Raw genomic sequence first — 21809 nt, 5'->3', positions numbered from 1 at the left:
CCCTGAGGTGTGCTTTCCGGAATCCGTGGGGTGATCCCATGACTGCGCTTGACGCTTGAATGATCCGCGTCAGGGCAGCAGCGTACGGGGAGTCACCGCGCCTTTGCTATCCAGGCCCGACGCCGATGTGCACGACGTCCGGAACGCCCCGGGCAACGGGGATCTCTTCGGTACGCACCTGTTGGAAACCGGCATTACGCAAGGTTTCTTCGAATTCCGGAGAGGGCTGCGCGGACCATACGGCAAGCACCCCGCCGGGCCTCAACAGCCGTGCGCAGCCCGCCAGTCCGGACGGCGCGTACAGCCCGTCGTTGCCCTCGGTGACGGTCCAGCCGGGGCCGTTGTCGATGTCCAGGCACAGGGCGTCGTACGTGTCGGATGTCTCATTGACGTACTCGACCAGGTCCGCCTCGACGATCTCCGCGCGCGGGTCGGCCAGCGCGTCGGCGGAGAGCGCGGCCAGCGGTCCGGAGCGGTGCCAGTCGATGATGGCGCCCTCGCGCTCGACGACCGCGATCCGGCCCCAGCGGGGGTCGGCGGCCGCGTGCGCGAGGGAGAAGCCGACCCCGAGACCGCCGATGAGCAGGTGCGGAGCGGTCCGCCCGCCGGAGGCGGCCAGCGCGTCGGCCGCCGCGTCGACCAGGCGCCGCTCCGAACGCCCGTCGGAGGTGTCCATCAGGAAGCAGCCGTTCGCGATGATCTGCAACAGCGTCCCGTGCCGGCGCAGGACCACTTCGCCGTACGGGCCCTCGCGGCGGTCCAGCACCTCGGGGGCCTCGGAAGCCTCGGGGGAGTCGTGGGTAGTGAGGGGCATCGGCCCATCCTGGCATCGCCCGGCCGGAGGAATGCGGACCGGTGCGACGGTGCTGTCCTCGAAAGGCGCGAAGCACCCTCCGCGCTTGATCGCTCACAGCGAACAGGCCTTGGGGAACAATCCCGGGCTCCCTTTCATTGAGTCGATGTAACTCAACTTGACTGCCGAAGGGGAGATCATGGCTGCTGAGTCCGCCGCCTTCACACCGCTCACCCTGCCCGTGCTGCCGCTCGACGACGAAGTGGTCCTGCCCGGCATGGTCGTCCCCCTGGACCTGAGCGACGCCGAGGTACGGGCCGCGGTGGAGGCCGCCCAGGCCGCCGCCAGGTCCGAGCCCGGCAAGCCCCGCGTCCTCCTCGTCCCGCGCATCGACGGCACCCACGCCGCCACCGGCGTCCTCGGCACGGTCGAGCAGGTCGGCCGTCTGGCCGACGGCGACCCCGGCGCCCTGATCCGCGGCCGGGGCCGGGTGCGCATCGGCGCCGGCACCACCGGTCCGGGCGCCGCGCTCTGGGTCGAGGGCACCCGGGTCGACGAGACCGTCCCCGATCCGCTGCCCGGCCAGGTGGCCGAGCTGGTGAAGGAGTACAAGGCGCTCGCCACCGCCTGGCTGCGCAAGCGCGGCGCCTGGCAGGTCGTCGACCGGGTCCAGGCCATCGACGACGTGTCCGCGCTCGCCGACAACTCCGGCTACTCGCCGTTCCTGACCACCGAGCAGAAGGTCGAGCTGCTGGAGACCACCGACCCGGTGGCCCGTCTCAAGCTGGCCACCCAGCAGCTGCGCGACCACCTCGCCGAGCAGGACGTCGCCGAGACCATCGCCAAGGACGTCCAGGAGGGCGTCGACAAGCAGCAGCGGGAGTTCCTGCTGCGCCGCCAGCTCGAAGCCGTCCGCAAGGAACTGCGCGAGATCAACGGCGAGCAGGACGGTGAGGAGTCCGACGACTACCGGGCCCGGGTGGAGGCCGCCGACCTGCCCGAGAAGGTCCGCGAGGCCGCGCTCAAGGAGGTCGACAAGCTGGAGCGGTCCTCCGACCAGTCGCCCGAGGGCTCCTGGATCCGCACCTGGCTCGACACGGTCCTGGAGATGCCGTGGAGCGAGCGCACCGAGGACGCCTACGACATCCAGGGCGCCCAGGCCGTGCTCGACGCCGAGCACGCGGGACTGGAGGACGTGAAGGAGCGCATCACCGAGTACCTGGCCGTGCGCAAGCGGCGCGGTGACCGGGGCCTCGGCGTGGTCGGCGGCCGGCGCGGCGGTGCCGTGCTCGCCCTGGTCGGTCCGCCCGGCGTCGGCAAGACCAGCCTCGGCGAGTCCGTCGCCCACGCGATGGGCCGCAAGTTCGTCCGCGTCGCCCTGGGCGGCGTCCGCGACGAGGCCGAGATCCGCGGCCACCGGCGTACGTACGTCGGCGCGCTGCCCGGCCGGATCGTGCGGGCGATCAAGGAGGCGGGGTCCATGAACCCGGTCGTCCTGCTCGACGAGATCGACAAGGTGGGCTCCGACTTCCGGGGCGACCCGGCCGCCGCCCTGCTGGAGGTCCTGGACCCGGCCCAGAACCACACCTTCCGGGACCACTACCTGGAGGTCGAGCTGGACCTGTCCGACGTGGTCTTCCTCGCCACCGCCAACGTCCTGGAGGCCATCCCGGAGGCCCTGCTCGACCGCATGGAGCTGGTCCGCCTGGACGGCTACACCGAGGACGAGAAGGTCGTCATCGCCCGGGACCACCTGCTCCCGCGCCAGCTGGAGCGGGCCGGACTGGACGCCGACGAGGTCACCGTCGACGAGGGCGCGCTGCGCAAGCTGGCGGGCGAGTACACCCGCGAGGCGGGCGTGCGCACCCTGGAGCGGTCCATCGCGCGGCTGCTGCGCAAGGTGGCGGCCCAGCACGAACTGGGCGAGCGGGAGCTGCCGTTCACCGTCGCCGAGGGCGACCTGCGCGCCCTGATCGGGCGGCCGCACCACGTGCCCGAGTCCGCCCAGGACCCGGCCGAGCGGCGCACCGCGGTGCCCGGCGTGGCCACCGGCCTCGCGGTCACCGGCGCGGGCGGCGACGTCCTCTACGTCGAGGCGTCGCTGGCCGACCCGGAGACCGGCGCGGCGGGGCTGACCCTGACCGGTCAGCTGGGCGACGTGATGAAGGAGTCGGCGCAGATCGCGCTGAGCTTCCTGCGCAGTCACGGCGCCGAGCTGGAGCTGCCGGTGGGCGACCTCAAGGACCGGGGAGCGCACATCCACTTCCCGGCGGGCGCGGTCCCCAAGGACGGTCCGAGCGCAGGCGTCACCATGACCACGGCCCTCGCCTCGCTGCTGTCCGGCCGGCTGGTGCGCACCGACGTCGCGATGACCGGCGAGGTCTCGCTGACCGGGCGGGTGCTGCCGATCGGCGGGGTCAAGCAGAAGCTGCTCGCCGCGCACCGGGCGGGGATCACCACGGTGATCATCCCCAAGCGCAACGAGCCCGACCTGGACGACGTCCCGGCCCAGGTGCTGGACAAGCTCGACGTGCACGCCGTCACCGACGTCCGCCAGGTGCTGGAACTGGCGCTCGCACCGGCGACCAACGGTGCGGAGCGTGAGGTTCCGGTCGCGGCGTGACGGACGCGACCGGATGAGGGAAGGCCCGGGTCCCGTGAGGGGGCCCGGGCCTTCGCCCTGGGCGGGGAGCCGTCAGCCGTTGGCCAGCGCGACGACGCGGTCCAGCGCACCGTTGAACTTGTTGTGGTCGCCGACCGTCGGACCGGACGACGTGTACTGCCACATCGTGTAGTAGCCCCAGCCGGCCGGCAGCGTGCCCACCGTCGAGGCGTACCGGGCGATCCACAGCGGGTTGTTGGCGGCGAAGCCGCCGTAGTTGCCGGTGCACTGGGTCCACCAGCTGGTGGCCGTGTAGATCACGGCGTCCCGGCCGGTGCGGGCCTTGTAGGTGTTCAGGAAGTCGCGGATCCAGGAGACCATCCCGCTCTGCGACTTGCCGTAGCAGGTGGCGCCGTACGGGTTCCACTCGATGTCGAGCGCGCCCGGCAGCGTCTTGCCGTCCCTGGACCAGCCGCCGCCGTGGTCGACGAAGTAGTTGGCCTGGGTCGCGCCGCTCGTCGTGTCCGGCGTGGCGAAGTGGTAGGCGCCCCGGATCATGCCGACGTTGTAGGAGCCGTTGTACTGCTGGGCGAAGTAGGGGTTGGTGTAGTACGTCCCCTCGGTGGCCTTGGCGTAGGCCCATTTGACGCCGCTGTTCCACAGGGTCGACCAGGCGACGTTGCCCTGGTGGCTGGAGACGTCGACGCCCTCCGTCTGGGCCGCGCGGCCCGGGACGGGGGTGCCGTGTTCGCCGTCGTGGGCCGCGACGCCCATGCCCATGTGGGCGGAGCCGCGGGCCGGGACGTCCGCGGACGACGAGGCGTCGGCGGGAAGGGTGAACACGAGGGAGAACGCGGCGAGCAGGATCCCGGTGACGGCGAACCGCCGCCCGCGGGCCGATCCGGATCTGTGCACGAGCATGACGTGCCCTCCGATGGCTCGGTGGTGCTCGGTGGGGGATGCGCGAGTGGGGAGAACCCCTGGATGGCATGGGAATGGCGTGCGCATGCCATCCGGAGGTCCGGTGAAGACTCTACGCACGTAGAAACGGCGGGTGGAAGAGGACCGGGAGCCGCCGTTGGTCTAAGCCTGCGAAATACTTGGCGAGCTGCGGCGATGGCGGCCCGTGGCGGAAACTTTCAGGACCGGAAAATCGAGGCAGGGGCTGACGTGCACGAAGACGGGAACGGCGGCGGTCGCGGGGGCGAATCCCACCTGTCCGGCAGTGGTGTGAACCAACCGGAGTTCCTGGCCCTGGAGCGGGAGCTGACCGTCCTGCTGCGGCGGGCCCGGGCCAACCAGGGCGAGATGGCCCGGGAGGTCCACCCCGACCTGGAGTCGTCCGCGTACGGCCTGCTCGTGCGGCTCGGCGAGTGCGGCGGCCAGCGCGCCACCGACCTCGCCGCCTTCATCGGCGTCGGCAAGGCCACCATGTCCCGCCAGCTGCGCGCGCTGGAGGAACTCGGGCTCGTCGCCCGCGAGCCCGACCCCGCCGACGGCCGGGCCTGGCTGGTCACCCTGACCCCGGAGGGCCAGGAGCGCGTCGGCCGGGTCCGGGAGGCCCGCCGTGCCCGGTACGCCCGGCGGCTCGCCGGCTGGGACCCGCGCGAGGTGACGGAACTGGCCCGGCTGCTGCACGAACTCAACCGGGGGATGGAGAAGTAGTACCGGCGCCGTCCGTCCTACAACTCGGCGTAGACCACCGTCGCGTCGTCGTGCGTCTTGCTGCGCCCGAGGAACGCCCGGCCGCCGGCCGCGTCCGCACGCTCCAGCTCGCGCACCCGGTCCACCAGGGCCTGCGCGCCCTGCTTGCGGACCAGTGCCAGGCAGTCCCCCCAGTCGCCCTCCCCGAACTTCTCCACCCACCGCGCGGCCCCGTCCGTGAGCGCCGCCAGCGTGCGCACCGCACCGCGCGGGAGCACCCCCGTCACGGCGCGCGCCGCCACGGCGGGGTCGGCAGCGGCCGTGAAGAAGCCGCCCTCCTTGTTGCGCAGTCCGGCGTCGATCACCGCGTCGCTCACGAGGGCCGAGCGGGGCAGCCGGGCCAGCCGGTCGTCCAGGACGGGGGTGACGGTGCCGTCGGGAGCCTCCAGCAGGAGTGCGGAGTCGGACAGGACCAGGTACTCGACGGCGGCCGGGGACCAGCGCGCGAGGACCACGGTTGCCTGCGGCGTGCGCGGGTGAGAAAGGTCACAGGTTTCCGCGTGCGCCGCGGCGGTACGCGCGATGCCGCGGGACAGGGCCTCGACGAGGGGGAGATCCGGGAGTGAAACGGTCAGTTCGGTCAGCGCTCCACCGAGGCGCGCCGTGAACCAGGGCACGGAATGCAGACACCCCGTCGCGGTGCGTGGCGGCGTCACACCGTCGAGGACGACGAGTGAACCACCCTGTCCCGAGGCGGGTAGTCCGACGCTCGCGAAGTCCTCGTTGGGCCGGTCGGCGAGGCCTGGTTCCGAGACGAGTTCCGTACGCATCCGGCCAGTCTGCACGACCCCTTCACAGCGTTCGCAAAAGGCTGGCACCTTCCTCGGGTTCTCCCGGAATCGAGGCGGCAGCGCAGGTCAGGCGCCGGATTTGGGGTGGAATTCCAAGCTCCGTCGGCGCGTGGCGGCACATAGTGCCACCGCCCGTCGCAGACGTCCAACCGGCTCGCCGGGCTACCGTGCGGCATGCGCCAGGGGAACTTGCTCCTCAACTCCCCTCCGGGGTTCACTCCTTCGGGTGGCGGGTCGGATGATGCGCGCTCACCGCCCACCGGCACTGGGAGGGTCGGGAACCGGTGGGGGGACTGCCCCGCTCACGCGGTTTCCCCGCCCGACGCGCGGCCGGCGGCCGGGGAACAGCCCAGCGCCCGGCAGTGGGTGCACGCGCCCCCGGCCGGCCAGTTGACGGAGCGCCACCCGGGCCCACGGGTACACGAGTCAGGAATGCGAGCACCGGTGCAGAAGACGCGGCCTCGTCGCACAGGCAAGCAGACGGCCCCCGTGGGGAGCGCGGAGCGCACCCCCGGTACCTCCACCCCTCCGCAGCCGCCGGAGGCTCCCGTCGGCAAGGGCCGTGCCACCCACGTACGCAACCGCCTCATCGTCGCGGTGGCCGTCGTGGCAGCCGCCGTCGCCGGGGCCGGAGCCCCCTCGGTCGTGGCCGCCTCCGGGCAACTGCACGACTCCCAGGAACTGGTGACGCTCGCCGAGCAGACCCAGGGCGCGCTGACCCTCGCCCACTCCCTGGCCGACGAGCGCGACGAGGTCACCCCCTACATCGCGGCCGGCCGCCCCAAGTCGAAGGCGCCCTCCGAGCAGCGCAGCGCCCGTGTCGACCGCCAGGTGGAGGAGCTGCGCGCCGACACCGACACGCCCGCCTCGCTGCGCGAGGACCTCGACGCCGTCGCCGCGCTGCGCCGCGCCGCCCTCACCGGCAAGAGCACCGCGCTGGAGGCCCACCAGGCGTACTCGGAGGCGATCGCCGAACTCCACGCCCTGGCCGAGAAGCTGGGCGAGGAGATGCCGCCCCGCGCGGGCTCCGGCGCGTACGCGCTGGCCGAGCTGGACACCGCCGTCCAGCAGGCCGCCGCCACCCGCGGCCTGCTGCTGGCGGCCCTGAACGTGCCGAGCACCACCGAGACCGTCATCGACCCGGTCACCGGCCTGCCGACCGAGACGACCACCTCCTCGGACTCCGACGCCGAGCAGCGCGACGCCCTCGCCGCCGCCGCCCAGCAGGCCCGGGTGCGCTCCGACGCGGCCCTCGCCGACTTCCGTGAGGGCGCTCCCAAGGAGGCGCGCGGCAGCTTCGACGCCACGGTCGCCGGGCCCGAGGTCAACTCCGCCGAGAAGTACCTCGCCGGCCTCACCGACGAGCCCACGCTCTCCGACCGCGACCTCGGCACCAGTACCAAGCGGCTGGACGCCGCGCTCTCCGCCCGCGTGGACGCGATGCGCGGTGCCGAGTCCGCCCTGTACGAGAAGCGCGTCGAGGCCCTGGAGCAGTTGCGCGACGACGACGTCACCGCGCTGGAGGTCCGGATCGCCGTCCTCGGCGCCCTGATCCTGCTCGCCGTCGGTATCGCCACCGCCCTGGCCCGCACCCTCACCCGCCCGCTGTCGGTGCTGCGCCGCGGCTCGGCCCGGCTGGCCGGCGCGGCGGACCCGACGACCGAGGAGCCGGTCGCCTTCACCGGCCGCAACGACGAGTTCGCGCAGGTCGTCCGCTCCGTCAACGCCCTGCACACGCACGCCGCCACGCTCGCCGGGCGGGTCGCCACGCTGGAGTCCGACCGCAAGCACCTGGTCGGCCAGCGGCAGAAGATGGCCGACGCCCGCGAGGAACTGCGCACCGAACTCGCCGAGTCCGCCGCCCAGCTGGAGGTGGTGCGCAAGAGCATCGGCTCCACCTTCGTCAACCTCGCACTGCGCACCCTCGGCCTGGTCGAGCGGCAACTCGCGGTCATCGAGAGCCTGGAGGAGCGCGAGCAGGACCCGGACCGCCTCGCCACCCTGTTCAAGCTCGACCACTTCGCCACGGTCATGCGCCGGCACAGCGAGAACCTCCTCGTCCTCGCCGGCACCGAGCACGTCCAGCACAGCGCCTCGCCGGTGCCGCTGGTCGACGTGGTCCGGGCCGCGGTCAGTGAGATCGAGCGGTACGAGCGGGTGCGCATCGCCGCGCTGCCGCCGCACGCCCACGTGGCCGGGTTCGCCGCCGACGACCTCTCCCACCTGCTGGCCGAGCTGATGGAGAACGCCACCTCCTTCTCGCCGCCGGACCTGCCCGTCGAGGTCTCCGGCTGGCTCCTGGAGAACGGCGAGGTGATGCTCTCCGTCCAGGACGAGGGCATCGGCATGGCCACCGAACGCCTCCAGCGGCTCAACGCCCGCCTCACCGACTTCGACCCGGACGCACCGTACGACCAGGAGGGCGAGGACGGTCTGGGGCTCGGCCTCTATGTCGTCGCCCGGCTCGCCCACCGGCACGGGGCGCGGGTACGGCTGCGGGAGCAGAAGCAGGGCGGCGTCGCGGCCGTCGTCGTCCTGCCGAGCCCGCTGCTGGCCGCCGCCCCGCCCGCCGCGCTGGCCCCGACCGTGCCGGTGTCCGACGGCACCGGCACCTTCTCCCTGCCCGGCGCCGACGCGGAGGCCAACTCCAACGTCCTGCACGGGCGGACGGAGAAGTCCGACAAGCCTGAGAAGGCGGAGACGGCTGGGACGGCGGAGACGGCTGGTACGGCGGAGAAGGCTGAGACGGCTGAGACGGCGGAGCAAGGTGCCGGGGAGGAGGCGGGCCCCGATGCCGAGCCCGTCGTCGACCCGCTGGTCGCCTCGGCGGAGGAAGCCGTACGCCGTGCCGAGGCGGACGCCTCCCACGCGGACGCGCCGCGGACTCCGGAACCCGACGAGCGCGAAGACCCGGCCGGGCCGATGGCCCCGGAACCCGCGGCGGAGACGGTGTCCGCCCAGGACGGTCCCGCCCCCGGCAGCGACCTCCCCGACGACGCCACCATGGCCCTGTTCCTCCCGGCCCTCGCGGAACCGGAGACCCGGCCGGAGACCGCCCCCGACCCGTACGCCATCGGCCCCGACGCCCACGACCGCGTACCGGACCCGGCGGAGGCGGCCGGCGGGCAGCAGGAACCGGCCCCGTCCACGGAGGCCGAACCGGTCACCGACAAGGGCCTGCCCAAGCGGACCCCGAAGCTCACCGCCCCGGCCGAGGTGCCGCGTCCGCGCACCGCGGGCTCCGTCGACGCCGACGCGCTCCGTCGGCGGCTGGGCGGATTCCGCCGCGGGGCGGAGGCCGGCCGCCGGGACGTCGAGGCGGAGATCGCCGACCGCACCGGACAGGACCAGGCACCGGACGCCGGGGCGGGCACAACCGAAGAAGCCACGGGGGGCACCGTCGAGGAGGCAAGCAGTTGACCGCTCCCAGTACGTTCGGACTGAGCAGTGAAGCCCGCAATCTCCACTGGCTGCTGACCAACCTGGTCGAGGAGGTGCCCGGCATCCGGTCGGTCGCCGTGGTCTCCTCCGACGGGCTCCTGCTCCTGTCCTCGGACCCCGGCCGCAACGAGGAGGCCCGGCAGGCCCGCGAGACGCCCCGGGCGGGCCCGCGCGGCTCCGCGGCCGACCTCGCCACCGTCGTCTCCGGCGTGGGCAGCCTGACCGTCGGCGCCGCCCGGCTGATGGACTTCGGGTCGGTGAAGCACACGATGGTCGCCATGGACGAGGGCAGCCTGTTCGTGATGTCGATCAGCGACGGATCGCTGCTCGGCGTGCACGGCTCGGCGGAGTGCGACATGAGCGTCGTGGCGTACCACATGGCGCTCTTCGTCGGCCGGGCCGGCCACGTCCTGACCCCCGAACTCCGCACCGAGCTGCGGAAGTCCCTGGAGTCCGAGTCGTCCCAGCCGACGGGGAGCGCCCGATGAGCAGCAGTCCCGGAAAACCCGGCAAGAACGGCCGGGGCAACCTCCCCGTCCGCGGCGCCGACCGCAAACCGGCCCGCGTACGCCCCTACTCGCTCACCGGCGGCCGTACCCGCTTCGGCCACGTGCTGCTCGTCGAGACGTTCGTCGGCGCCACCGCCGGCACCGCCGCGCTCGAAGCCGCCGAGGAGCGCAAGGAACTGACTGGGGGTACCTCCCACGCGTTCAGCAGTGGGGGAGGGGCGCTCACCTCCCGCGTGATGCCGGAGATGCGGGCCATCGTCGAACTGTGCCGCCGGATGCGTACGGTGGCCGAGATCGCCGCGCTGCTGAAGATGCCGCTCGGCGTCGTCCGGGTGCTCCTCAGCGACCTGGCGGACCAGGGAAAGATCCGTGTGTACGGCACCGGGACCGGCCACGGCACGGGCCGCCCGGACCGCGCTCTGCTCGAAAGGGTGCTCAGTGGACTCCGTCGTCTCTGACGCCGCCGCGTTCGGCGTCCCCCCGCTCGTCGACACCGACGGGCCCGTGCAGCCCTGGCAGACCGATCCCACCCGCGCGCCGGTCGCCACGAAGATCGTCGTCGCGGGAGGTTTCGGGGTCGGCAAGACCACGCTGGTCGCCGCCGTCTCGGAGATCACGCCCCTGCAGACCGAGGCGCTGATGACCGAGGCGAGCGAGGAGACCGACGACCTCACCGCCACCCCGGGCAAGCTCACCACCACCGTGGCCATGGACTTCGGCCGCATCACGCTCGACGACGACCTCGTGCTCTACCTGTTCGGCACCCCGGGCCAGCAGCGGTTCTGGTTCATGTGGGACGACCTGGTGCGCGGCGCGATCGGCGCCGTCGTGCTGGCCGACACCCGGCGCCTGAAGGACTGCTGGCCGGCCCTCGACTACTTCGAGAGCTGCGGGCTGCCCTACGTCGTCGCGGTCAACCACTTCGACGGCAGCGAACTGTTCGAGGCGGAGGACGTACGGGAGGCGTTGACGATCCCGGCGCACATACCTGTCATGATCATGGACGCGCGCCGTCGGATCTCGGCCATCGAGACCCTCTTGTCCCTCGTGGGCCACGCGCTCGACGAAACACCCGAGTAGACGAACCCCCGACCAGACGCCCTCGACCAGGAGACGGAAAACCGCATGCGGAAGATACTCGTCGTCGGAGCCGGCCAGTCCGGCCTCCAGCTCGCCCTCGGCCTGCAGTCGCACGGCTACGAGGTCACCCTGATGTCCAACCGGACCGCGGACGAGATCCGCACCGGCCGGGTCATGTCGACGCAGTGCATGTTCCACACGGCACTCCAGCACGAGCGCGATCTCCAGCTGAACTTCTGGGAGTCCCAGGCCCCGAAGATCGAGGGACTCGGCGTCTCGGTGGCGGCCCCCGGCTCCTTCGACCCGGGCCCCTCGCAGCGCGCGATCGACTGGCTCGGACACCTCGACGGCTTCGCGCAGTCGGTCGACCAGCGGGTGAAGATGGCCGGCTGGATGGAGACCTTCGCCCAGCGCGGCGGCCAGCTGGTCATCCACGGCGCGGCCGTCGGCGACCTCGACTACTTCTCCCGCGCCTACGACCTCGTCCTAGTCTCGGCGGGCAAGGGCGAGCTGGTCCAGATGTTCGGCCGGGACCCGGAGAGGTCGCCGTACAGCGAGCCGCAGCGCGCCCTCGCCGTCGCCTACGTCCACGGGATGGGCCCGCGCCCCGAGCACCCGGAGACGGAGGCCGTGCGCTGCAACCTGGTGCCCGGCGTGGGCGAGATGTTCATCATGCCGACGTTCACCACCTCCGGCCGCGCCGACATCCTCTTCTGGGAGGGCATACCCGGCGGCCCGCTGGACGCCTTCAAGGACGTCAAGGACCCCGCGGAGCACCTCTCCCTGACCCTGGAACTCATGGAGAAGTTCCTCCCCTGGGAGTACGCGCGGGCCACCAAGGTCGAACTGACCGACGCCGGCGGCACCCTCGCCGGACGCTACGCCCCCACCGTCCGCAACCCGGTCGGCCGCCTCCCCGGCGGCGGCGCGGTCCTCGGCGTCGCCGACGTGGTCGTCGCCAACGACCCGATCACCGGCCAGGGCTCCAACTCCGCGTCCAAGTGCGCCGCCTCCTACCTCGCCTCGATCATCGAGCACGGCGACCAGGAGTTCGACGAGGCCTGGATGCAGCAGACCTTCGACCGCTACTGGGAGACCGCCCAGCACGTCACCAAGTGGACCAACACCATGCTGGCCCCGCCGCCGGAGCACATCCTCAACCTGTTCGGCGCGGCGACGCAGCTCCAGCCCATCGCGGACCGCTTCGCCAACGGCTTCAACGACCCGTCGGACTTCGAGAACTTCTTCTACGACCCGGCGAAGACCGAGGGCTACCTGGCCGAGGTCTCGGGCGCCGCGGGCGCGTAGGAGGCCGCGTACCCCGCGTCCGCCCCGTCCGACGCCCCCCGGGGGAGCCGCGGTGGCTCGTAGCGCCGCACCGGCTCCCCGCCGGGGTCGGGGCGTACGGCGCCCAGGACCGGGTTGGCGGCGATCGGCGACACCTTGACGTCGGCGCCGGGGCGCGGTGCCTGGACGACCATGCCGTCGCCGAGGTACATCGCCACGTGGGTGGCCTCGGGGAAGTACACGACCAGGTCCCCGGGGCGCAGCTCGTCCAGCGGCACGTGGTCGAGGCGGGCCCACTGCTCCTGGCTGGTGCGCGGGATCGGCGTCCCGGCCCGCTCCCAGGCCACCGAGGTCAGTCCCGAGCAGTCGTACGACGCCGGGCCCTCGGCGCCCCACTCGTACGGCTTGCCGAGCTGCTCCACCGCGAAGCGCACCGCGCTCTCGCCCCCGGCGGACGGCTTCGCGTCGTCGCCGAGCGCGCCGGACGCCAGGAACCGCTCCTGCTCCTCGGCGATCCCGCTCTTCTCCAGCTCCGCCAGGGCGGCCAGCTGCTCCGGGGTGAGGGAGGCGAGCAGCTCCTCGACGGCGCGCAGGCGTTCGCGCACGCCGTCCCGTTCCCGCTCCTGGCGCTCGGCGAGGGCGGCCTGCCGGGCCAGGGCCGCGCGGGCCCGCCCGGCCAGCTCGTCCGCCTTCTTCGTGTCGCCGGTCAGCCGCCCCACCGTCTCGGCCCGCTCCTCGGACAGCCTGCCGATCACATGTCCCTGGTCGAGCGCGTGCTGCGGGTCGCGGGCGAGCAGCAGCCGCAGGTAGGGGGAGAAGTCGCTGCTGTTCTGGTACTGCTGCCGGGCCAGCCGCCCGGCCGCGCCCCGGCTGTCCCGCAGCGACAGCCGGGTCCGGGTCAGCTCCGCGTTCAGCCGCAGCACCCGGGCGCGCTGCTGCTTCAGCCGCTCCTCGGTGCCGTTGTAGGTCTCGGTGGCCCGCTCGGCCTCCCGGTACAGCCGCTGGAGGTCCGTCAGCAGTCCGGCCACGGTACGGTCGCCGGCCGCCCCCTCGGCCGGGCCGGGTTCGGGTTCGGCCGCGGCTGGCACCGGCGCGAGGACGATCCCGGCCGTGAGCGCCGCCGTACACACCAGACGCAGAAGCCTTCCTGACACGCCATCACCTCCGCTGCGGGGCGGCGGTTCCGCTCCGCACGGTGAGCATGTGGCGGGTCGGCGGGCTTCGCGCGCCGAGTGTGCGCGGATCGGCGCAACGGGGTCACCCGTCCGCGTCGTCCGGCTTGCCACCCGGCGTGGCGTCTGGATCGGCGGCCGCCGGGCGCTCCGGTTTCGACCAGGGCCACTTCCGGCCGGAGCCCTTCACCCCGTCGGGGGCGTACGCGTACTTCCAGCGGGCGAACCGCAGCCCGCCCCGGGAGTCGCGGGGCACGCGCCGGTAGACGAGCACCGTGGGCGGGCCGCCGTCCGGGTCCGGGACGGGGATGCGGTACGTCTTCGGGGGATGCCCGGTCATGCCGACCAGGACGGGCAGCACGCGTCCGTCCATGGGGCCGCCCTCGAAGGGGGTGTCTTCGCTCTTCACGGCTCCAGTGTCGGTGATCGGGGCCCAGGTGCCGGAAGCCGTCGCCCCCGGTCGGGCCGCCGCCCGGTGTCAGAGGTCCGCGGCCAGCGTCTCGACCAGCGCCGCGGTCTGCGGGTCGCGGCGGGCGGTGACCGTCAGTACGGCGAGGAACTGCTCCACCAGCCAGTCCCGCAGCTCGTCGAAGGGCGGCTGCTTGTCCTCGTCCAGCCAGATCAGCGAGGCCGCCTCCACCGCCGTGATCCACATCCGGACGGTCATCCGCAGCCGGGGGCCGGGCTCGGCGACGTCCAGGTGGCGCATGATGTGGTCGGCGGCGGCCCGGCGTACGCCGTCCACGATGCCCGAGGTCTGCGAGGTCTCGACCACGCTGCCGCCGCGCAGCAGGGCGCTGAAGCCGGTGTCGTGCTCGTCGACGAAGGTGAGGTAGCGGTCCAGGGCGCGGGAGAGCCGGGCCAGCAGCGGGCCCTCGCGGGGTTCGTCGAAGCAGAGCCGCAGCTCGTCGGCGGCGGAGCTCAGCGCGGCCTCGTACAGCTGCTGCTTGCCGCCGGGGAAGTACCGGTACACCAGTGGCCGCGAGACCCCCGCCTGCTCGGCGACGTCGTCCAGGGAGACCTCCTCCGGGGGCCGGTGCGCGAAGAGGGCGAGCGCCGCGTCCAGCAACTGGACGCGGCGCTCCTCCACGCTGAGGCGGCGGTAGGCGGGGGTGGGGGCCTGCGGGGTCATGAACCGCAGCGTAACCCGCACGACCGGGCGTCCACCCACGTCGGCGAGGCGGACCGGCCGGACAGGCCCTAGGCCAGCAGGCCCGAGGACCGCCACAGCTTGCGGCCGGCGCCGCGCAGGACGCCGATGTCGTCCAGGAAGTCGGTCAGGCGCTTCGCGCCGGTCTGCATGATCTCCTTGCGGTGGCCGCTGGCCCGGACCTGGGCCAGGGCCTCCCGCTTGTCCAGGCCGACGTTCGTGTAGACCTCGGGGTTGATGAAGGCCTTGGAGAAGACACGGGCGAACTCGCCGGAGGTGACCCGGGTGAACTCCTGCGACCACTTCGGGGCCGTCACCATCTGCCGGCGCAGCTCCTCACGGGCGTACCGCACGTGCCGGGCCTCCTCCACGACGTGGATGCGCGTGACGCCCCGGATCAGCGGCTGGACCCGCTCGTCCGGGAAGGTCAGGCGCTGCATCCAGTCCAGGACCTCCTCGCCGAGCAGCGTGGCGGTGAAGGAGCCGGGCGTGGTGGAGATCGTCTTGAACAGGCGCCCCAGGTGCTGGTGGACCGGGCTCACCGGGTACCACGGGGTCTGCCCGCGCGATATCAGCCGGGCGAACATCTTCGAGTGCCGGCACTCGTCCTCGATCTCGGTCAGCGCGTAGCGCACGTGGGCGCTCGTCGCGGCCTTGTCGTAGATGTGCCGGACCAGGAGCTGCATCAGGATCAGCTCGAACCAGATGCCGAGCGAGGCGAGCGCGGCGGCCTCGTGCTGGGAGAGGGCGATGCGCTGCTCCTCGCTCATCCGCTGCCACATCGGCGTGTCGTACAGCGACACCAGCTCCGGCGGCCAGAACCACTTGCCGTCCTCGAACGGCGCGTCCCAGTCCAGCTCCTTGTCCGGGTCGAAGGAGTGCTTGGCGGACGAGTCGAGCAGCCGTTCGGCCACCTGCTCCCGGTCCTTGAGCAGGCCGAGCGCGTCGCGCAGGCCCTCGAGCGCGTCGGCTTCCGTCAGGGTCGTCATGGCTGTGTCCCACCTCGTCGAACGGATCGTGTTACCCGCGGTCACTCCAGCTTGCTCCGTCTTATGAGACTGCGTGTCAGTAAGCTCGTCAATCCCCTGCGCGGAACTTGTTGACCGCGAGTAAAGAAGTGAGAGGTGTTCAGGTCCTCAGACCGAGCAGCCCAGCCCCTGCGGCACCTCGCCCGGGACCGGCTCCGACGCCCCGGCCGGGTAGGACGTCCGCAGGGTGAAGGCGTACGGCGTGGGACCGTGGGTGCGCAGGTGGAGCAGTCGGGACTCGGCCTCCGCGACCGTCGGACGGTGGCCGGCCGGCACCCACCACAGGGTGGTGACGGCCTCCGCGAGCCGCTCGAACCACTCGCGCCGCCGGGCCAGCATCTCCCGGTGCCGCCCCTGGTACATGAACGCCGTCAGGGCGTCCGCGTCCCGCCACGTGGTCAGGTTGACGATCAGCCAGGAGTCCCCGAAGACCGGGATGTCGGTGGCGTCCCCGCCCTCGCTCTGCAGCCGCCACACGAAGCCGTCCGCCGCGTCGGCCGCGGCGTTCACCGGATCGAGGGCGTCCACGAAGTCCTTCAACTGCGGTGAGTCCAGCGGGGCCTTGAGGCGGGCGATGTTGACCTGGGCGAGTTCGTACACGGCGTCTTCAGTCATGTACCGAACGTTAGGTCGGGAGCTTCGGCGGGCGGTACCCCCGTCTCATCCCCCGAGCACCGCCTCCATCACCGCCCGCGCGATCGGCGCCGCCAGCCCACCCCCGCTGATCCCCTCCCGGTCCGCCGCCGAGCCCTCGACCACCACCGCGACCGCGACCTTCGGCTCGATGTCCCCGGCGCCCCGCGCCCAGGAGATGAACCACGCGTACGGCGTGCCCGAGTTGCCGACGCCGTGCTGGGCGGTGCCGGTCTTGCCGCCGACGGTGGCGCCCGGGATCGCCGCCTTCGCGCCGGTGCCCTTGTCCACCACGCCGGTCATCAGCTCCTTGAGCAGCGCCGCCGTCGAGGGGCGCATCACCTCGCGGGAGGGCCGTGACCCGGCCGCCGCCACCAGGCTGCCGCCCGCCCGCAGCGTCCGCTCCACCAGGTACGGCGAGCGCACCTGGCCACCGCCCGCCACCGCCGCCGCCACCGTCGCCATCTGCAGCGGCGTCGCCCGGGTGTTGTACTGGCCGATCGACGACAGGCCGAGCTGCGCCCGGTCCACGCTGGTGTCGAAGGTGCTCCGCGCGACGGGGAAGGGGACCCGCAGCCCGTCGTCGTTGAAGCCGAACGCCTCCGCCATCGCCGTCATGCCGCGCACGCCCACGTCCACGCCGAGCTTGGCGAACACCGTGTTGCAGGACCACTCGAACGCCTCCCGCAGCGAGGCGTTCCGGCACCCGTCGGCCTCGTTCGTGAGCTTCGTCCGGGTCCCGGGCAGGGTGTACGGGTCGGGGGAGCGGGTCGGGGCGTCCAGGTCCCGGATCACGCCCGCGTCCAGCGCCGCCGCCGCGGTGACCACCTTGAACGTCGAACCCGGCGGATAGGTCCGGCTCACCGCCCGGTTGAGCATCGGCTTGTCGGGGTCGGCGTTCAGCCGGTTCCAGGTGCGGGTGGCGGCAGCGCTGTTGCCGGCGAGCAGCTGCGGGTCGTAGGAGGGGGTGGAGACCAGGGCCAGGACGCGACCCGTGGCGGGCTCGATCGCGGCCACCGCGCCCTTGCGCCCGCCGAGCCCCTCGAAGGCGGCCCGCTGCGCGGCCCCGTCGATCGTCGTCACCACGTCGCCGCCCGGGTTGTGGGCCCCCGTCACGTCGTTCCACAGCGGCAGCGGCGCGAGCATCGGGTCGGCGCCGGACAGCAGGCCGTCCTCGGCGTGCTCGAGCAGCGTCGTCCCGTACGCCTGGGAGGCGAAGCCGGTGATCGGCGCGTACATCGGCCCGTCGGCGTAGGTCCGTTCGAAGCGCAGGTGCTCACCGGTGTCCCGGGAGCCGGTGACCGCCCTGCCGCCGACCAGGATGTCGCCGCGCGGCTGCTGGTAGCGGGCGATGTCGGGGCGGCGGTTGGCCGGGTTGTCGTCGTACTCCGGCTTCTGGACGATCTGCACCCGGGCCGCGTTGACCACCAGGGCGACCAGCAGCAGGGCGCAGAAGACGGCGGCGTGCCGGATGTTCCGGGTCACCGCAGGCGCTCCCCGCTCACGGCTCCGCCCGCCCGCCGGCCTGGCTGCGGGCCGCGTGGCTGACCCGGATCAGCAGCGCCACGATCGCCCAGTTGGTGACGACCGAGGACCCGCCCTGCGCCAGGAACGGCATCGCCATGCCGGTCAGCGGGATCAGCCCGGTCACGCCGCCCGCGATGACGAACACCTGGAGCGCGACGATCGAGGAGAGTCCGACCGCGAGCAGCCGGCCGAAGGGGTCGCGGGCGCCGAGCCCCGCCCGGTAGCCGCGCTCCACCAGCAGCCCGTACAGCAGGAAGACGGCACTCAGGCCGAGGAAGCCCAGCTCCTCACCGGCCGTCGCCAGGATGAAGTCCGACTTGACGGCGAAGCCGATCAGGACCGAGTGGCCGAGGCCGAGACCGGTGCCCGTCACCCCGCCCGCCGCGAAGGCGAAGAGGGACTGGGCCAGCTGGTTCGGGCCGTGGCCCGCCTCGATGGACGCGAAGGGGTGCAGCCAGTCCTCCACCCTGCCGTGCACGTGCGGCTCCAGCCAGCCCACGGCGACCGCGCCCAGCGAGGCCAGCAGCAGCCCGACGGCGATCCAGCCGGTGCGGCCGGTGGCGACGTAGAGCAGGACCACGAACAGGCCGAAGAAGAGGAGCGAGGTGCCCAGGTCCCGCTCCAGGACCAGGACGCCGACGCTGACCAGCCACACCGCCAGGATGGGGCCGAGCACCCGGCCGGTGGGCAGTTGCAGCCGCCACACCCGGCGGCCCGCGTAGGCCAGCGCGCTGCGGTTGGCGGCCAGGTAGGCGGCGAAGAACACCGCGAGCAGCACCTTGGCGAACTCCCCGGGCTGGATGGAGAAGCCCTCGATCCGGATCCAGATGCGGGCGCCGTTCACCGCCGGGAAGAAGATCGGCACGGTGAGCAGGGCGAGCGCCGCCGCGACGCACACGTAGGCGTAGCGCTGCAGGACCCGGTGGTCGCGCAGCAGCAGGACGACCACGATGAACAGCGCGACACCCAGCGTCGACCAGACCAGCTGGGTCGGGGCCGCCCGGTCGCCCGGCGTCTCCAGGTCGAGCCGGTAGATCAGCACCAGGCCGAGGCCGTTGAGCAGCACCCCGATGGGCAGCAGCAGCGGATCGGCGTACGGGGCGCGCAGCCGTACCGCCAGGTGGGCGAGGAACGCGAGCACCCCGAGCCCGGCGCCGTAACCGGCGGCGCCGGGGGGAAGGGCGTCGTGCTGGGCGAGGCCGACGTTGCAGTAGCCGAAGACCGACAGCAGGACGGCCATGAGGATGAGCGCGAGTTCGATGCCCCGGCGCCGGGGGAGCCGGGCGACGGGAGCGGGGGTGTCCGCCTGTGCCACGGTGATCCCGGTTCCGGTTCCGGCCTTGGTCATGTCCGGAACTTACCCAAATGGTGCGGTGTGCGCGGCGTCCGGCTCAGCACCAGCGCGGCGCGGGGCCGATGTTGTCGATGTACCGGGCCGCGCCCCAGGCCCAGGTGCCGTCCGTGAGGAGGTACCACAGCGGGTTGCCCTGCACCCTGGAGCCGGGCGTCTTGCAGTAGATGGAGACGACCTCGCCGCGGTGGGCGTACCGGATGACGTCCGCACCACGGCTCGGCGAGGTGCGCAGCGCGAGCCGGTCGGCCGTCACGACACCCCGGTAGCGGCCCTGCTCCTGGCGGCCGTCGCTCCCGCCCCACGCTTCGCCGCCGTTTCCTCCCCCGTCTCCTCCCCGGTTTCCACCGCCGGTGACGGCGGACGTGGAACCGGTGTCGCCGCCCCACGCGTCGTTCGCGGCTGCGGGCGTGACGGCGACGGCGGTGGCGAGCGCGCCGGCCGCGAGGACGGTGGCGAGGCCGCGGACCAGGGGTGAACGCGAGGCCGGTGCGGACAGTGGCGACATGGGAGTACCTCCCGGGAGCGAACGGGTCTTCAGGTGACTAACCGCCACATTAGGAGCGCACCGCAGGCCCCGCCCGCCGCACTGAGCCATCGGGGAAGACGCCGTGGTCAGGGCTGCTGAGGCAGCGTCAGCCGGGCCAGCGCACCGCCGTCCGGCGGATTGGTGAACTCCAGCCGCGCCCCGAGCACCTCGGCCTGCCCCAGCGCGATCGTCAGCCCCAGGCCGTGCCCCTTCGTCCCGCCCTCGGTGCGAAAGCGCTGCGGCCCGTGCGCGAGCAGGTACTCCGGATAGCCGTCCCCGTGGTCCCGCACGGTGATCACCGCACCGTCCACGGTCAGCACCACCGGCGCCCGCCCGTGCCGGTGGGCGTTCGCCACCAGGTTGCCCAGCACCCGCTCCAGACGCCGCCGGTCGGTTTCCACCCGCGCGTCCCGTACGACGTCCACGCGCGTGCCGGTGCCCGAGCCCCGCAGGACCCGCCGGACCAGCGCGACCAGCTCCTCCGGCTCCGTCGCCGGCCGCTCCCGCCCGCTCTCCAGCCGGGAGATCTCCAGCAGGTCCTCGGTGAGCGTGCGCAGCGCCGCCACCCGGTCCCGCACCAGCTCGGTGGGGCGGCCCGGCGGCAGCAGCTCGGCCGCCGCGTGCAGTCCGGTGAGCGGGGTGCGCAGCTCGTGCGCCACGTCCGCGGTGAACCGCTGCTCGGCGAGCAGCTTGCCCTGCAGCGACGACGCCATGGAGTCCAGCGCGGCGGCGACCGAGGCCACCTCGTCCTGCGGGCGCGTCGGATCCTGCGCGCGCGGATCGCCCACCCGCGCGTCGAGGTCGCCCGCGCTGATCCGCCGCGCCACCCGCGCCGTCGCGTGCAGCCGCCGCGTCACCCGCGTCACCGCGAACGCGCCGACCAGCAGCGTCGCCCCGATCGCCAGCGCCGACGACCACACGAGCGTGCCGTCCAGGCCGTCGATGGTGGCCTGGCCCTGGGAGTGGTCGACCCGCACCGCCAGCGCCCGGCCGCCGTCGGCTGACCCCGCCGCCCACATCGTGGGGCGCCCCGCGTACTCGGCGAGCATCGTGCCGCGCCGGCCCGAGGCGGCCAGCTCGCGCAGCGGCCGCGGCAGCCCCGCCGGGTCGATGCCGGCCCCGCGCCGCAGCGGGTCCCCCGCCTCGTAGGACTCCGTCGCCTCGCCCAGCCGGGACAGGGCCGCGTCACGCGCCTGGCCGACGGTCCGGTTGGTCACCGAGACGTGCACCAGGACGCCGAGCAGCGCGGCGAGCCCGCAGCACATCACGGTGATGAAGACGGCCGCCTTCACGGCCAGCGGTCCGGTCCACCGGGGAAGGGCGAGCCTCACCGGGCGCTCGCCGAGGGCGACGCGGACGGTTCGGCCGCGCGCGGCACGGAGGGCGACGGCGAAGCGGAAGGTCGCTTGGCGTGCCGTCCTCCGTCGTCGGTGCGCAGCATCTCGTCGCTGGTCAGCAGCATGGCCCGCTGGTCGGCGTCCCAGGTCCACTGAAGCCGGTACTCGTACCCCGCGACCTCCGAGGGCGAGCGGACGATCACCGTCCGCCCGGCCAGCTCGACCGCGCTCACGGCGTCCTCGTAGGACATCACCCGTACGAGCCGGTCCTTCTCGACGGTGTAGACCCGCACGGCGGTCAGCCGGTCCGGCAGCAGCCGGAATCCCAGCGTCATCTCGGGCCGCCCGTCACCGGTCAGGTCGCGGTAGTACGGCCGCAGCACCGGGCAGCCGCCGGGCTCGTCACCGGCGCCGTCCGCGCCGCAGTCCGCCATCCGCACCGACGTCTCGTGGTACCGCGCCCCGGCGCCCGCGTAGTCGTCCGGGTGCGCGGCGATCTCGGCCCGCACCGCGGCCACCGGGTCCGCCCTGCGGATGTCGCCACCGGGCACGGCGACGCCCTTCACCGGCGCGTGCTCCACCTCGCCGATGTCGTACGCCGGACTGGACGCCGGGGTCAGGCCGGGCCACAGCCGGGCCGGATTGTGCGCGGCGGGCGTCGCCCCGGCGCTCTCCAGGCCGCCGGTGTCCCCGCAGGCCGCCAGCACGCCGGTCGCGGCGGCCGCCAGGAGCAGCGCGAGGGCGGCGGGGACGCGGGCGGGGCGCCCGCGGCGGCTCGGGAGCACTGCACTCCAGGGGTTCGGTGATCGGCGTCGGCGGTCCCGCACGGCCGCGGGCGGCACCGCGGGCATCGCGGCACCGCACGCGACGCCGTA

20 protein-coding genes are annotated in these 21809 nt (G+C 73.3%); 7 read left to right on the top strand and 13 right to left on the bottom strand.

Annotation, left to right across the window (positions count from 1 at the left end):
- Nucleotides 1-106: 106 nt before the first annotated feature.
- Nucleotides 107-814, bottom strand: coding sequence for a spermidine synthase family protein (locus tag Sru02f_RS31485; protein WP_109033388.1), 708 nt, complete (start codon nt 812-814; stop codon nt 107-109).
- 178 nt (nt 815-992) lie between these two features.
- Here Sru02f_RS31485 and lon point away from each other — a divergent pair, with 178 nt between their 5' ends.
- Nucleotides 993-3416, top strand: a complete 2424-nt coding sequence (gene lon / locus Sru02f_RS31480; protein WP_109033389.1) for an endopeptidase La — start codon at nt 993-995, stop codon at nt 3414-3416.
- Nucleotides 3417-3488: 72 nt separating this feature from the next.
- Here lon and Sru02f_RS31475 read toward each other — a convergent pair whose 3' ends face one another.
- Entirely contained in the window at nt 3489-4316 is an 828-nt protein-coding gene (locus Sru02f_RS31475) for a lysozyme (protein WP_109033390.1), read from the bottom strand.
- 249 nt (nt 4317-4565) lie between these two features.
- On the opposite strand from Sru02f_RS31475, the gene Sru02f_RS31470 reads away from it, so the two are divergent.
- Complete coding sequence (locus tag Sru02f_RS31470; protein WP_003973682.1) at nt 4566-5060, top strand: MarR family winged helix-turn-helix transcriptional regulator; 495 nt, start codon at nt 4566-4568, stop codon at nt 5058-5060.
- A 17-nt stretch (nt 5061-5077) separates the two neighbouring features.
- Here the strand turns inward: Sru02f_RS31470 and Sru02f_RS31465 are convergent, their stop codons facing one another.
- Complete coding sequence (locus Sru02f_RS31465) at nt 5078-5869, bottom strand: protein phosphatase 2C domain-containing protein (RefSeq protein WP_109033391.1); 792 nt, start codon at nt 5867-5869, stop codon at nt 5078-5080.
- Between the two features lie 453 nt (nt 5870-6322).
- Here Sru02f_RS31465 and Sru02f_RS31460 point away from each other — a divergent pair, with 453 nt between their 5' ends.
- Genes Sru02f_RS31460 through Sru02f_RS31440 form a run of 5 tightly spaced genes read left to right on the top strand, consistent with a single transcriptional unit; the run spans nt 6323 to nt 12228 of the window.
- Nucleotides 6323-9310, top strand: coding sequence for a nitrate- and nitrite sensing domain-containing protein (locus Sru02f_RS31460; protein WP_174855151.1), 2988 nt, complete (start codon nt 6323-6325; stop codon nt 9308-9310).
- Nucleotides 9307-9819 carry a roadblock/LC7 domain-containing protein gene (locus tag Sru02f_RS31455; RefSeq protein ID WP_167469684.1) on the top strand — a complete coding sequence of 171 codons (513 nt, stop codon included), beginning with the start codon at nt 9307-9309 and terminating at the stop codon, nt 9817-9819. Before Sru02f_RS31460 ends, Sru02f_RS31455 begins: the two co-directional genes overlap by 4 nt.
- On the top strand, nt 9816-10298 hold the full coding sequence (locus Sru02f_RS31450) for a DUF742 domain-containing protein (protein WP_109033392.1): 483 nt from the start codon (nt 9816-9818) through the stop codon (nt 10296-10298). Before Sru02f_RS31455 ends, Sru02f_RS31450 begins: the two co-directional genes overlap by 4 nt.
- Nucleotides 10279-10920, top strand: coding sequence for a GTP-binding protein (locus Sru02f_RS31445; RefSeq protein WP_167469685.1), 642 nt, complete (start codon nt 10279-10281; stop codon nt 10918-10920). Before Sru02f_RS31450 ends, Sru02f_RS31445 begins: the two co-directional genes overlap by 20 nt.
- 45 nt (nt 10921-10965) lie before the next feature.
- A complete protein-coding gene (locus Sru02f_RS31440) occupies nt 10966-12228 on the top strand; it encodes a styrene monooxygenase/indole monooxygenase family protein (RefSeq protein WP_109033393.1) in 1263 nt (420 codons plus the stop codon).
- Here Sru02f_RS31440 and Sru02f_RS31435 read toward each other — a convergent pair.
- From Sru02f_RS31435 to Sru02f_RS31390, 10 genes are all read right to left on the bottom strand, one after another.
- On the bottom strand, nt 12192-13361 hold the full coding sequence (locus Sru02f_RS31435) for a C40 family peptidase (RefSeq protein ID WP_109033394.1): 1170 nt from the start codon (nt 13359-13361) through the stop codon (nt 12192-12194). The genes Sru02f_RS31440 and Sru02f_RS31435 overlap by 37 nt on opposite strands.
- A gap of 103 nt (nt 13362-13464) precedes the next feature.
- Nucleotides 13465-13788 (bottom strand): hypothetical protein, encoded by a 324-nt coding sequence (locus Sru02f_RS31430; RefSeq protein ID WP_109033395.1) that lies wholly within the window; start codon nt 13786-13788, stop codon nt 13465-13467.
- Between the two features lie 69 nt (nt 13789-13857).
- Entirely contained in the window at nt 13858-14511 is a 654-nt protein-coding gene (locus tag Sru02f_RS31425) for a TetR/AcrR family transcriptional regulator (RefSeq protein WP_109033396.1), read from the bottom strand.
- A 68-nt stretch (nt 14512-14579) separates the two neighbouring features.
- On the bottom strand, nt 14580-15518 hold the full coding sequence (locus tag Sru02f_RS31420) for an AurF N-oxygenase family protein (RefSeq protein WP_109033397.1): 939 nt from the start codon (nt 15516-15518) through the stop codon (nt 14580-14582).
- A gap of 147 nt (nt 15519-15665) precedes the next feature.
- Nucleotides 15666-16172, bottom strand: a complete 507-nt coding sequence (locus tag Sru02f_RS31415) for a DUF3291 domain-containing protein (RefSeq protein WP_109033398.1) — start codon at nt 16170-16172, stop codon at nt 15666-15668.
- Nucleotides 16173-16217: 45 nt separating this feature from the next.
- On the bottom strand, nt 16218-17675 hold the full coding sequence (locus Sru02f_RS31410) for a penicillin-binding transpeptidase domain-containing protein (protein WP_109033399.1): 1458 nt from the start codon (nt 17673-17675) through the stop codon (nt 16218-16220).
- A gap of 16 nt (nt 17676-17691) precedes the next feature.
- Nucleotides 17692-19065: an FtsW/RodA/SpoVE family cell cycle protein gene (locus Sru02f_RS31405; protein ID WP_164278407.1), complete on the bottom strand. Its 1374-nt coding sequence runs from the start codon at nt 19063-19065 to the stop codon at nt 17692-17694.
- A gap of 43 nt (nt 19066-19108) precedes the next feature.
- Entirely contained in the window at nt 19109-19576 is a 468-nt protein-coding gene (locus tag Sru02f_RS31400) for an SH3 domain-containing protein (RefSeq protein ID WP_109033400.1), read from the bottom strand.
- A gap of 107 nt (nt 19577-19683) precedes the next feature.
- On the bottom strand, nt 19684-20928 hold the full coding sequence (locus Sru02f_RS31395; RefSeq protein ID WP_373103625.1) for an ATP-binding protein: 1245 nt from the start codon (nt 20926-20928) through the stop codon (nt 19684-19686).
- On the bottom strand, nt 20925-21719 hold the full coding sequence (locus Sru02f_RS31390; protein ID WP_109033402.1) for a hypothetical protein: 795 nt from the start codon (nt 21717-21719) through the stop codon (nt 20925-20927). Before Sru02f_RS31390 ends, Sru02f_RS31395 begins: the two co-directional genes overlap by 4 nt.
- Between the last annotated feature and the right edge of the window lie 90 nt (nt 21720-21809).

The organism is Streptomyces rubrogriseus, assembly GCF_027947575.1.
GTDB lineage: Bacteria > Actinomycetota > Actinomycetes > Streptomycetales > Streptomycetaceae > Streptomyces > Streptomyces rubrogriseus.
The sequence above is the reverse complement of the archived record's forward strand: the minus strand, read 5'-3'. Positions and strand labels throughout refer to the sequence as shown.